Origin of the sequence: Methanosarcina barkeri MS (assembly GCF_000970025.1) — an archaeon.
GTDB lineage: Archaea > Halobacteriota > Methanosarcinia > Methanosarcinales > Methanosarcinaceae > Methanosarcina > Methanosarcina barkeri.
Genome location: NZ_CP009528.1, coordinates 2327646 through 2340716 on the forward strand (window position 1 = coordinate 2327646; position 13071 = coordinate 2340716).

The window sequence follows — 13071 nt, forward strand, 5'->3', positions numbered from 1 at the left end:
TTATTGGAAAAATAAGTAATCGGAATCAAATTATTTTTTCGGAATCAGATTATTTTCAGGGGTAGTTTTTTATTGAGATCAACTCCAGCTTATTTAAACGAGCTTTCTATTCTCAAAATAAAAATCAATTGACCTCAAAATCGCCTAAAGTAAGTTCATTCAAAATAGTTTATATCAAGTTTCTTTTCCGGTCTTCCGTAATGGCTTTCATACACCTCGTATTCTCCGCTTTTTCTGTCAAAAACGAACCGATAAACCGTATAGAAATAAGGCAATTTGTCAACATACGGATTTCTGGCGTCGCTCAGAATTACAGTTACGAGTCCTTTTTCTTCAGAACCTTTTTCTTCAGAAACCGAATATACAGGATAATCAATTGCCTGGGGGACTGAGGCACTGTAAAGTTTTCCTACCCTTTCGGCATAGGCCTGAGCGTCAGGGACCTCTCTTGTTACTACTTTTTCAACGTAAAAGCTTTTTTTGATTCCTGACCAGTAGCTGACTTCCAGAAGCTTATGATAAGTATCACTATACGAGCCTATCCCAAAAGTAATATTATGCTGAATTATAAATCTACTTTTATATCCTTTCGTGAAATCGATGACGTTCTATGGAACTCCATAGTACCTTATCTTCCTCTACGGAAAACACATACAGGAAGGCCACGTGCAAATATGAGGAAGTTAATGAATGGTATTTTTTACGTTGTTCTGACTGGTTGTACGTGGAAAGACGTTCACAGGAGATATGGATCTAAGTCAACAGTTCATAGATTTCCTCTATATCTGTGTGAACATTGTATTTATCTGAAGATTTTCAATGGGCTTTTAAACAAAGGTTATGACTTGAAGAAAATAGATCTTTCTCATTGCTTTACTGATACAAAGGATATTCCGGCTAAAAAAGGGGAAATATCGGCTACTATGGACACAAAAAAATAAAAGGAATAAAAATAAGCGTTTTAGTAGACTTACAGGTTTTACATCTCTCGATTATCATTGTTCCTGCAAATAAAAATGATTCTACACTTTATATACCTACAAACAGGCCTTCCAAAGTAACAGCTGATGCAATGTGTGATACAGCTAAAATTAGAAAATATAACAGGAAAAGAGGAATAAAGTCTAATATACCAGTAAATAAAAGAAATCGGAAGAATAAAAAGAGAGGAAGATCAATAAAGGTAGATCAGGAAGAATACAAAAAGAAAAGCATAGTAGAAAGTTTCTTTAGTTGGATATAGTCATGCAAGAAAGTATTTCCGAGATATGAAATTAAAGAGACATCATATTTAGGAGTTGTAATGGTAGCAGTAATAATTAGAGTAAATGAGCTTTTGGGATAAGCTCAATAAGTAATTTTCTTATATCTGTACAAAATGATTATGTATATTTTCCGGATGTTGTTAAAATGAATTTTGAATTGAAAAAGTGGAAAAAAACCGATGTTGAAAACTTTTTCAAGTATTCCCACAATACAAAAATTACAAAAAACATGAGAGATTCTTTTCCCTCCACTTTAGATAACTGCAGAAAAACTGTAGAAAGCTTTAGCTGTAACGATGAAACACAACAGTGCTGCAGAGCAATTGTTGTGAACGGAGAAATTGCAGGGTGCATTGCATTATTCCTTAAAAGCGGTGTTTATTGTAAGAATGCAGAAATTGCATACTGGCTTGGTGAACCTTTTTGGGGCAGGGGAATAATGAGCAAATCAATAAAACAGCTTTGTCGGACAGCTTTTGAACAGTATGATATTGTCCGGATATTTGCAGAGCCTTATGCACAAAATATCGGCTCAAGAAAAGCTCTTGAAAAAGCCGGATTTGTTTTAGAGGGCATAATGAAGAAAGATGTCTATAAAAATGGTAATTTTTTTGATTATTGTATGTATGCTCTCGTGAAATAACTTGTGAAATCACTTCTGACTTATCAATGGTACAAACATTCTCAAATCCGAATTATAGAGAAACTTTAATTTCTAATTGATCAACAACTCAAGTGTTCTTCGAAAGAATTGAGTATGCTCATAATTCACGGTTATGCTTTTTTTCGTTTCCTAATCGAATGGTCCGTACGATGAAGAATATTACTGTGCCAAATATGATTATCATAAAAATAGGTAAAAAAATGATTGACAAAGGCTGCGCAGTTACTGTATGATAATTCAGGTAAAAGAACATAGCTAAGATCTCAACTTTCATGAATATAATTAGATTCTTTGTACTGAGGTACACAGCTTCTTTGTTTTCATCTGTTATTTGAACAGGAACATTCCAAATCTGTGGAAAAAAAGATACTACAGTCATGAAAATATAAAGCAAAATACTTATGGTTGGTAAAATAAGGGTTTGATATTTACTTCCCCAGCTATCGATTTCACCCAGTGCATTATAGTGCATAGGAACTTGTTGAGGAATTTGATCCCACTGTGTGTAAATAAAAACGATCATCCCGACTAAAAATAGAAGTCCTATAATTTCCAAAGCAAGTTGGAGTTTAGTATACTTCAATTTCATAGTGAGATTCTCCCTAATAAATAAAACACAAGCTTCTATTGCTTGTATTATCTGTCTTTGGCACATGTCCTATTTTTAGTAAAAGGGAACAAACTCTTCAATTGTACAAAATATATAGGCAGCATATAGCGCTAATGTACTTATAACTTACTTCTACAAGAAGCTAAAAATGGAAGAAGAGATTGTTTTAGATCTCCTATTCAATAGTCCCTTCTTAAGTATCTTCACTGTGGTCTCTTAAATATGTGACCATCTTGCAAAGTACAGCATTCCTTCTTCGTACACACCAGTGATATTTACTATGGCAACATTTTAGCATCAAATGATGTGTCTATGAACTGATTATTTCCTCTGTATATTCCCACATGAGTGGCAAGCCAGTATATTCTACCGTTCTGGGGAACGTCTTTTTGCCAGAAGATCACATCTCTGGGAGATGGAGAGCTTGTATTTACATAATCTGTATTATTTTTCATATCAGGTACTTTCTGGAAAAATATATCTTTGGCGCCTACCTAGCTGTATACTTGACATACTAAGTGAGAACAGTCAATGGCAGTTGTATTATTGCCCCCATGTACGGATTTAACTCCAAGTCAGTTGTTTGCGGCTTCTACTGTTGCGTTTTCTGAGGTTCCGATAGGAGCTGCTACTCTAGGGGGTATGAATGCTATTAAAATAGCCAGAAGGAATGGGACTATTAATCTTTCTTTACTTCTCTTCTTCTCTTCATTTTTTTCTTATCAATATCCGTGTTTTTACTGGTGTCAAGTAATCATCAAGGATTCAATAATTCCAAATAATTGTAATCGATTTTATGCGACATTTTGTTGTCGACTCGACGTTGGCCTAATTATTGTAAAGGCTTGTTTATTATACCTTAAAATAAATTTATTTTCACAACAGCATCAAGATCTTTTCCAGAAAGTTGTTTAATGCATTCACTAACAGTTTTTCCAGCGAACTCCTTGCTTTTTGTCTTAGAAAGTCTCTCTTCAACAGAAACAAGAATAGGATCCATATTTTTCCGTATTCTTGAAACAAAATATCCCCCATTTTCCTCAACCCTTGCAAACATCTGAGTTTTGTAAAAACCAAGATCAACAAGCAGAATACGGGCTTTGATCCAGGGACCTATTTTTAATGTCTTTATCTCAGCTGTTTTTTCAGAATACAGGGCAACTGTTTTAGGTCCGTTAGCAACTGCACTTACCATAACTCCAACTTTTATTCCTGCAGCTACTGTTCTTGATCTTGCTGCAGGAAATTTGTCTGCTAACGAGGAATGGAGACGAACAATTGTGCTATCCTGAATGACAACATCTTGGAAGGTTTCGAGTTTCTTGCTAAGTTTCCTACCAGGTTCTTTTGCAAGCTCTTCCATGCCATGAATTACACACTGGTGAAGAAACTCAACAAGTTCTGGAGTGAAACGATAGTACCAGCTGCTATCACTTATGTTTTTTCGTGACTCAGTTTCATATTCTTGTTTTAAACTGGCAAGTGTACGCTGCAAGCGGACACCAAAACCGAGAGTTAAAACCCAAAAGATAATGACAGGGTAAATTTTACGTTCACGTACTATAAGACCAGTTTCTTTGGCAGTTTGCCTTAACCACTCTTCGAGAAACATTTCCCGAAGAGAGTCTTCAAGAGTAGGTGGGGGACGAGGAGACATAGATACAGAGATATTTAGATTACTAATATAAAAAAACACATACAAGAGAAGGAATTTAATGCTTAACCGATGACGTATGAGCAACTATGTGGTGTATTCAGAAATCAAAAACGATATCATTCAATTTTCACCAAATGCCACTAAAAAGCAAAATTATTTGCATCTGTTGTAATCGTACTATCAGGAAAAATATTGATTTTCAAAAAAATACTGCGGAATGTGGATTCTATATTCGTTTTTATTCAAATAGCGAGACGGCCAACTATTTATATCCAGCCGGATAAAATCTCTTTAAAGGTAAATTTCAGGAGGTTTTTAGACATGGAGATTGATGCTGTAGACGAGCTGGTTTTTAGTGTAATCGAACAGGTTGCAGCTGATAACTGTGACTTTGATAAGGTCATTGAGTTTGTCGTTTCCTTCTCAGATGAGCATTCGCTTTCCCAGGAAATCTTACTGAAACTTTCATCTATTTTTAACAAAGATGCAATGTACAGGGAGAAATATGTAATTATCAGGGCCTGTGCTTCGCTCTTCTCAGGCAAAGCCCGGGAAGACGCCCTTATGGAAGCAGGAAAAACAGCTTTTCTACTAGGACTTGATGAACTTGCTGTACGGGAATTCAAAGAAATACTCCAGCAGAACTCCCAAAATGTCGAAGCACTTTGCGGGTATGGAGCAGTTCTGGCGACGGAAGGAAAAAACGAGGCTGCACGGGTTCAATACGAAAAGGCCCTGGGATTCAATCCTTTCCATGTAGATACGCTTTGCAATTACGGCTGCCTGCTTTACGGGCTCAACAAAATGGATGAGGCCGAAGAAGTATATAGCCGAGCTTTGATTCTTGACCGGGATAATGTGAGCGCACACTGCGGGTATGGGATTCTACTTTCTAAACGCGGGCAAAAGACCAAAGCAAGTTACTACTATACTCGAGCTCTTGAGCTTGATCCTGGTCATGTGGAATCCAATTTTCGTTATGCTCGTCTCCTTGAAGAAAAAGGAGAACCCCTTGATGCCGAGAAACATTACATAGTAGCCCTCAAAGCCGATCCTGATGATCCGCGCCCGCACCTTTTCTATGCCCGTTTGCTTGCAGAGAACGGGTTTATTCACGGGGCAAGGGTGCATTTCAGGTGTGCTCTCAAACTGATTCCTGAGGATGTTGAAGTTCATTGTGAGTACGCCAGGCTGCTTGCCAGATTTGGACACAGACATGAAGCTGAGGTACAGTACAAAAAAGCCCTCGAGCTTGATCCCAGACATTTCGGGACTCTGAACGGTTACGCAGAGTTGCTAAAAGAAAAAGGGCAGTATGCAGCCGCCGAAGAAATTTACAGGCAGGCTGAGTTCTCTAAACGGAGTGCCTGATTAAGGAATGCCTAATAAACGATTAATATAGCCTGATCGGTTCAATTCCCATTTTTTCCATCAGGCAGGCAGGGATATCGAGTACATTCAGGGCCGAATCTATAACAATTCCATCGGAAGTTGCCAAAACTATTTTTTTTTCTGGATTTCCTCCTTCCGTTTTCAGTTCAAAGTCTGCGATTTTTGAGGTTCTTGCCTCGCCTGAAATTCCGTATTCTTTCATTTTGTGGCGGATGAAACCTGCAAGCTCTCCGCTCCGGCTGATCTGGGCGTCAAGGAGAAAAATGACTGATTTTGGACCTGTCTCGGAAAGAAACTTGAGGACTGCATTGAGAGCTTCCTCTATATCTTCGGCCTGTTTTGCTTTGCTAAAATAGTAGCGGGTATCTCTTATGTACCCGTCATCACAGAACCACATAGGTTCTTTTTTTATCAGGCTGTCCACACTCAGCAGGACATTGTACCCGTCAAGAAGGAGATCCCTATCTTTTATGCCGGTACATGCCACTTTTTTATTTATTCTGGAAACTATCCTGTCCGGGGGCATGATTACTCTTGTGAGAATGTATCGTTCTTCAAGGCTGAGCTGGAAGTGGTCAGCTACGAAACGGATGGTCGAAAACTTTGAATAGCCCCACCGGAGTATGCTCCGGATATCCCGTGCAGGTTTGAGTAATTTTTCTTTGAGTAATTCCTCTTTCAGACAGGAGCCGGAAAGATCGGCTGAACTTGCATGCGTATCTCTCATTAATGGTTTCTCCTTTTGGGAAGGGAGTTCTTTAAATGAGTGAAGATATATGTTATATATACATATTTGCGGAAATAAAAATAATAATGTGATCTCAGACCATCGGTTTGCCTCTTTGGTTTTTATTTCAGTTCTGTTCAATTTTATCTTGGTTTTCAGCTGTGAGCCAGCTCACGGTTCCGGCTGGAGGGTTTATTATGGAAATATTATGGCTGGCTCAGGAAGAAGTAACAAGTGTTATAGATATGAGTTCTGACATGCAGGTTGTAGAACGGGCTTTTAGGCAGCATGGGCTGGGCAGGGTTCAGATGCCTCCCAAGTCCTACCTTTACTATACGGCGTATAACGGGGATCTGCGGACAATGCCTGCATATCTTGAAGAGGAGAATATTACTGGGGTGAAAATTGTAAATGTCCATCCTGGAAACCCGGATCGTGGGCTTCCCACGGTAATGGCACTTATTGTCCTTATTTCTCCGGAAACAGGCGCTCCTGTGGCAATTATGGACGGAACCTACCTGACTGATATCCGGACAGGAGCTGCAGGAGGAATTGCTGCAAAATACCTTGCAAGAAAAGATTCAAAGGTTATAGGCCTTGTTGGTGCCGGAAATCAGGCAAAAACCCAGTTAAAAGCTCTCTGCGAGGTTTTTGAGCCAGAACTGGTAAGGGTTACTTCCAGGACAAAGGAGAGCTCTGAACAATTTATCCGGGAAATGGCAGATATTACTCCCTGTGAAATCCGTTACGAAGAAAACATTAAGAAGGTCTGTGACTGCGATATCCTTGTTACGACCACTCCTACCAGAAAACCTATCGTAAAGGCACAATGGATCAAAGAAGGCACTCACATTAACGCGATAGGGGCTGATGCAGTAGGAAAAGAAGAACTTGACCCTGAACTTTTAATCAGGTCCAAGATAATTGTGGATGATGTTATCCAGGCCCTTCATTCCGGAGAAGTAAACGTTCCTCTCTCCAAGCACTACATCTCGGAAAATGATATTCATGCTGAGCTCGGTGAAGTAATCGTTGGCCTGAAACCAGGCAGGACAAGTGATGAAGAAATTACGATCTTCGATTCAACAGGTCTTGCCATTCAGGATGTTGCAAGCGCGCACCTTGTTTATGAGAGAGCTGTCAGTAAAGGGCTCGGCAAGCATGTTCTTATGTTCTAACCCCCGAGTTCCGTCACCCGAGTTCCGTCACCCGAGTTCCGTCTCGGGAGGACGGTTCCGTTTCGCTCATTTCGTTCGCTCAAGCGGGGCAATTTCTAGAGATATGCACGAATTTTAGGGAGAACTATCCAAGTTGCACTTTGGGTCACATGATATAGTTTTTTTAAGAAAGGGTTGATCGCAAGTCTTTTCAAAAAACTGCTTGCCTGCAAGCCTTTTAAAAAAGGCTTGAGTGAAAACCCCGTAACGTTTGGGTTTGAAAACCTTATCCATAAACTCTATCCTGCGTGATCGCAAACCTTTTTAAAAAAGGCTTGACCGAAAACATGACAATTTTTGATTTTATTCGAATACCCAGCTAGCTTGCGGCGGAGATGGAAAACTTCCTCGGTAACCGTTAATGGTAAATAATTTCTGGATACAAAAAGTAAATCTTGGTTTTAAGATTTGCATCTGCATTTAGGATACGTATATATAATGTTCAGCGGCATGACCTTTTGAATAGGTTCTAAGATATCCTCTTCAAATTGAGTGGAAATCCCTCAATTTCAATTTTCACTCAATGAACTTTTTTCTCTGATAAGTTGAGCCAGAGATGGCATCTCAAATGTATCTCCGACTCTATCACATATGTACGGATATGCACTTATTTCCAGTTTCTTTGCTGTCTGATTAATCATTAATTTTTCAAAAAGTCAGATCACATTGAGTAATTTTATAGCATACACGAATCCAGTGTATTTCAATAAAATTGTACTCAACAGGCACTTAGCAATAGAAAGAAATACACACAATTTGAGTTATTCCGAAAACATAAATTCAAGGGAAAAGAGTTATTAAAACAATATGTAACAGAAGATGTCGATCTATTTGAAAATAAATATAGAAAACTAACAAATCAACTTTATCAAGAATGATGTTTATCTCTATGCATAAAAAATTGCTATCTCTTAAGGTTTTAATTTAACTTACATTTCACAATATTTTTCAAATCAATATTTTTTCACGTTAGCTCATATAAAATATCTTCAAATAACAGATAGTCAAATTGGAACTTGGAAAAATTAAATATTATCAGTAACTCGTATAAAGGGTAATATGCAGCTTTACTTTTATAGCTGCATTTTCATAAAACAAACGTAGGCTGAGAGGGTAGTTTTTGTAACTTACAGCATTGTCTGGCTTGAATAGACTATCACCCTACACTCCTACGGCTCTCCGGCAATTTAACATGTTACAGCTCTGCAACTGCAGAATCTGGCAATTTTCTACGAGCTTACGATCTGTAGAGAGCAGAGGGATATTTGGTTCTCGGCCTATAAATTAGTGTTGTGGGGGCTCGGAGAAGTGTATTTGAATGTCGGAATTGATGTTGCTAAGAATGTGCATGAAGCCTGTATACTGACTGAAAGTGGAGAACAAATTGGAAACTTTATTCAAATTAAGAATTCAAAAAGCAGCGTTCAGAAGTTCAGGGTACATTTAGCGGCGCTCCTTTGGATAGTGTGCCAATTTTTCTGTAAAATCATAAATATCAAAAAGTTATGGAGTAGAAAATTCCATATCGGAAGATCAATTATCTACATAGTACGTAAAAACTTGAATTCAAATTTACAGAAGATTAGGCACACTGCCTAAGAAGGCTTCACCGATATTAGTGGTTAATCTGCTGAGAAAAAAGTAAGAGCCGTAATAGCGAAACCAAATGTTGTAATTGTCAGGGTTATCAGCGAATAAAACCTATCCAGAACTTTGCTTTGTTCATCGAATAGATCTTTTTCGATGTTTCTTTGTATGGATTGGATTTCATCCTCTACCTTTTTATCCCGAAGGTTTCACCCTCCACCATATCGTGCCCCCACTCTCAATTTTTGGATATTCTTCAGCTTGATTCGGTTAATATATCCTGAAAAGAGAATTTTGAAAGAGTTTTTATCATAAAATGTGCCCTTCAATGCTGTTTATTTTCTGTTCGATAAATCCTTTTAAAATTATATTTATACAATATTTATTATTGTTTATATATTTAGATTAATAAAAGTCATTTCCTATAAGATTCAAATTCATAGAGAAGAATTTTTGAAGTAATTACCGATAGATAGGTAAAGTGCACATTGAAAGCAACAACATTTTAGAACTTCAAAAATTCACATTTAAGGCATCAGAGATTCTGGAATCCGACCACGGGAGATGTTGTACTAAAGCTCATCTGTTTGTAGACATCGAGACATTTTGGAATACCAGCTGGATATGGATGAGAATTACGTATTTAAAACGCCTCTATCACAAAAAATCCGACAGTAGTAACCATAGTTGACAGAACATAAGCAAATCTAATAAAATTTCAACTCATTGGGCATCGGTGAAGTAATATCCTTTCCGTACGCTGTCGATTTTTGGGGCAAAAGGTAGTTCACATTCTTTCACGTTTCCTGTGCGCGCTTGTTCAGTGGTCAAAATATCGAAAACCTACACTTAATTTTCTGCTTCATTAATTTGATAAAACAACCTATAATCTCCAACTCCAAAGCCGGTATGTAACAATTATGGTTCCTTTGAGTTCTCTTTAATTTCCGTTACTATCCGGCATAGCATGGTGAAGGGTATACCTTTAAGCTCACCTCGAGTATTGACTGGATCAAAATCTTATACATTATGCACGGATGATAAGAGGTATGTCTAGAACCGTTATACCTGATTTCAAATTCACTAAAATCCATCTCATCTACAAAAGATTTCAACCAAGTAGTAGATATGATCTAAAGGAATGAGATGATTAAAGGAATGAGATGATCTAAAGAATGAGATGATCTAAAGAATGAGATGATCTAAAGAATGAGATGATCTAAAGAATGAGGTCTCGAATATCTGGATGTAAAGTCCAAACTTGATCCTTTGAAAATTTAATGAAAACCATAAACCAAAAAATTAGTAAAATATTATATAATATATTAGTATATTCAAAGCAGAACCTCAATTAACTGAGAGAATTGTCGGACAGCCTCTAAAGGATGGGGTGGCCGCCCGCAATTTGATTTAATTTTCGATAATTCTATTTGGTTCAGTTATGGTTTTTGTCAGGTTCAGTTATCATTTATACTTGATTCATCTGCCGTTTTTGTTAATTTCCTGGTTTTACTTTTCTGTAAAGGAACACAGCAAGCAGAGAAACTGCTCCGTAAATGATCTCAAACCCGGGAGCATCTGTTTTATTCTCAAGTGCGTATTCAACACTTGAAGTGTTTATTCTTGAATCATTCTCTCCATTAAGGGCGGCAGCTTTCGATCCATTCTGGGGATCAAGTTCCACATTGGAAATTCCGCTATCCTCAGTTTGGTTGTAATAGGTTCCGTTACCGCCTGCTTCAACAGCTCTGGTTACGTTACCGGAACTTCCATTTGCACCTGTTGCGTTTTCGCCAGTTTCGTTATCCACGGTTGTATTGTTCCCAGAGCCGTTTTCAACAGGATTGGTAACCATAACAGGATGGGTAACAATTACTGCGGAAGTTTTTGAATCTGTTCCATTTTTATTTGTAGCGCTGAAGGTAACAGTGTAAGCCCCCATTGTCGTAAACACATGAACCGGATTTTCCTCAGTAGAGTCGATCTTCCCGTCACTCTCAAAGTCCCAGCTCCATGAGTCTGCATTTTCGGACAGGTCGGTAAACTGGACTGCAAGAGGAGCAGAGCCATTGCTATTGTTCATTTCGAAGTTTGCTTCCGGAGGTCCGAGCTGCTGTGACTTGGATGATGAAATAAGAGGTAACTTATCAGAGTAGGTGCTTTGCGAGAGCCTGTATTCGGAGTCTGCAATTCCGTCTCCATTCGCATCTACTGCTGTATCCGAAAAACCTGTACCTTCAGGTTCTGCCCAGAAATTACCTCCAAGATAGGGGCCGCCTACAATATTCTCACCTTCGGTCTTTTCTGTGTTGTAGGCATTTCCAACTCCATTTTGAACCTCTGCATTGGCGGTGTTGTTGAAATAGTTATTATAAATCAGATTATCATCACTCTCTGGACAGACAAAAAGGCCGTAAACGTCGTTTAAGGATACATTATTGCCTGTAAGCGTGTTACTGTCGGAAGTGCTGATATGGACGCCAGTGTCTTTATTATCCGAAGCCGTATTTCCGGAGAAGGTATTATTGGTTGAGGCCGATAATAGGATCCCATATTCTCCATTATTTGTAACCACGTTATTTGAGAGCGTATTGCCTTTTGAGTTCAAAAGATAAATTCCATAGCCGTTGTTCTGAATTTTATTATTCTCAATGATGCAGTTATTACATTCTGAGAGACAGATTCCGGAATAGCTGTTTTTTGTTCCTGTAATCCCAAGTCCACTAATTTTTACTTTATCAGCCTGCAAGGAGATTACATGATTGTCTGAGCTCTTAGCCGTAATCATCGTGTCATCAGGATTCCCGGATTCCGAAGATATTACGAGGTTATCTTTGTCTATTTTGATATTCTCGATATAGGTTCCGGGTTTTAAGATAATTACATCACCTGAGACTGCATTGTCCAATGCGGTTTGTATCGAATCTCCAGGCTGGACGTAAACCTCAGCCGCAGCTCCGATGCCCGAGCCTAATGTTAAGAGGAGAAAAACTTCCAATAAAATAATTAACCTGTTCAATTTGATTCCCCAGTACATTCAAAGTATGGGTGATACTTCGATTAATTAACCGGGAATTAATATAAAGCAATATAAGTATATTGGTACAAATTATAATTGCACTATGATATTAATATTCATCTTAAATTATAGTTTAACAAATTATCGTTAATTTATTCAATTTAACTTAACATTATACCACTCAGATTAAATTAATCAAAGAAACTTTATATAAGCTAGTGCTATGGAAATTTATTTATAAATCATTATAATTAAGAAAAGTACTATGAATGAAGTGTTGTCTATGTATTAACGTATCATAATCAAGTTGCCATGACACTGATGTAAAAAATCAAAAAAATATAAAATATCGGAAAGTGACTTAACTAATGTGAAATCATCTTAACTGAAACGAAAAATAAGCAAACTGATTTTTAATGTGCCTGAGTAATTATAGACAAAGTATAAGGAAAAGTAAAGCTTTGATCTGTTGATATTAATATATTACTCTCTATTACCTCAAGTTTCACTTATTACTCTCTATCACCTCGAGTCTATAAGCTATCTGAACCAGTGCTAACCTAATTAAGGCTACCGTCATAACAAGTACGAGATGATTGCAAGTATGATAAAGATTATGACGAGCCACTTTGCAATGTCCATTGATAAACCGGCAACTCCCCTTGCGCCCAGTATATATGCAATCAATGCCAATATTAGAAAGACCACAGCAAGTCCTATCAAACCCGGCATATTTCACTCCCCCAGTGATTATTTACCCGATAAACCAATTATTAGATTAAAGGTATTTATAATTTGACTGTCGAAGTAAGTCGTCTTGTTATATATTGACATGTTTTTTTAATTGGAATCGTCCCTTTTAAAATTTGATATAACTTTTTTAAGTCTTTCCTAGATATCGCAATTAAACAGTATCAGATAAAGACAAAGGAA

The 13071-nt window shown here is 37.7% G+C and carries 10 protein-coding genes and 2 pseudogenes; 5 read left to right on the top strand and 7 right to left on the bottom strand.

Going from position 1 to position 13071, the window contains the following annotated elements:
* The first annotated feature begins 557 nt into the window (after positions 1-557).
* From MSBRM_RS22095 to MSBRM_RS09500, 3 genes are all read left to right on the top strand, one after another.
* Positions 558-941, top strand: a complete 384-nt coding sequence (locus MSBRM_RS22095; RefSeq protein ID WP_158498912.1) for a transposase — start codon at positions 558-560, stop codon at positions 939-941.
* Positions 914-1243, top strand: a complete 330-nt coding sequence (locus MSBRM_RS22100; RefSeq protein ID WP_080941452.1) for a transposase — start codon at positions 914-916, stop codon at positions 1241-1243. The genes MSBRM_RS22095 and MSBRM_RS22100 overlap by 28 nt, the downstream gene beginning before the upstream one ends.
* 167 nt (positions 1244-1410) lie before the next feature.
* The gene (locus tag MSBRM_RS09500; protein WP_048155496.1) at positions 1411-1908 is read left to right on the top strand and encodes a GNAT family N-acetyltransferase; all 498 of its coding nucleotides are present in this window, start codon (positions 1411-1413) and stop codon (positions 1906-1908) included.
* Positions 1909-2026: 118 nt separating this feature from the next.
* Here MSBRM_RS09500 and MSBRM_RS09505 read toward each other — a convergent pair whose 3' ends face one another.
* The 3 genes and pseudogenes from MSBRM_RS09505 to MSBRM_RS09510 all read right to left on the bottom strand — a co-directional run.
* A complete protein-coding gene (locus tag MSBRM_RS09505) occupies positions 2027-2518 on the bottom strand; it encodes a DUF1648 domain-containing protein (protein ID WP_048117476.1) in 492 nt (163 codons plus the stop codon).
* Positions 2519-2817: 299 nt separating this feature from the next.
* Positions 2818-2994 (bottom strand): NlpC/P60 family protein, encoded by a 177-nt coding sequence (locus MSBRM_RS20330; protein WP_141706384.1) that lies wholly within the window; start codon positions 2992-2994, stop codon positions 2818-2820.
* Between the two features lie 416 nt (positions 2995-3410).
* Positions 3411-4196, bottom strand: a pseudogene (locus MSBRM_RS09510) (IS4 family transposase); the annotation flags it as partial.
* A gap of 321 nt (positions 4197-4517) precedes the next feature.
* Between MSBRM_RS09510 and MSBRM_RS09515 the strand changes: the two are divergent.
* Positions 4518-5567 (top strand): tetratricopeptide repeat protein, encoded by a 1050-nt coding sequence (locus tag MSBRM_RS09515; protein ID WP_048117473.1) that lies wholly within the window; start codon positions 4518-4520, stop codon positions 5565-5567.
* A gap of 22 nt (positions 5568-5589) precedes the next feature.
* Here MSBRM_RS09515 and MSBRM_RS09520 read toward each other — a convergent pair whose 3' ends face one another.
* On the bottom strand, positions 5590-6315 hold the full coding sequence (locus MSBRM_RS09520; RefSeq protein WP_048155498.1) for a DUF434 domain-containing protein: 726 nt from the start codon (positions 6313-6315) through the stop codon (positions 5590-5592).
* A 197-nt stretch (positions 6316-6512) separates the two neighbouring features.
* Here MSBRM_RS09520 and ala point away from each other — a divergent pair, with 197 nt between their 5' ends.
* Positions 6513-7493, top strand: a complete 981-nt coding sequence (gene ala / locus MSBRM_RS09525; RefSeq protein ID WP_048117470.1) for an alanine dehydrogenase — start codon at positions 6513-6515, stop codon at positions 7491-7493.
* A 2621-nt stretch (positions 7494-10114) separates the two neighbouring features.
* On the opposite strand, the pseudogene MSBRM_RS20335 reads toward ala, so the two are convergent.
* The 3 genes and pseudogenes from MSBRM_RS20335 to MSBRM_RS19480 form a co-directional block, all read right to left on the bottom strand.
* Positions 10115-10410, bottom strand: a pseudogene (locus tag MSBRM_RS20335) (hypothetical protein); the annotation flags it as partial.
* 204 nt (positions 10411-10614) lie between these two features.
* A complete protein-coding gene (locus tag MSBRM_RS09535; RefSeq protein WP_052712802.1) occupies positions 10615-12138 on the bottom strand; it encodes a NosD domain-containing protein in 1524 nt (507 codons plus the stop codon).
* Positions 12139-12714: 576 nt separating this feature from the next.
* Complete coding sequence (locus MSBRM_RS19480; RefSeq protein ID WP_048102912.1) at positions 12715-12870, bottom strand: DUF1328 domain-containing protein; 156 nt, start codon at positions 12868-12870, stop codon at positions 12715-12717.
* Between the last annotated feature and the right edge of the window lie 201 nt (positions 12871-13071).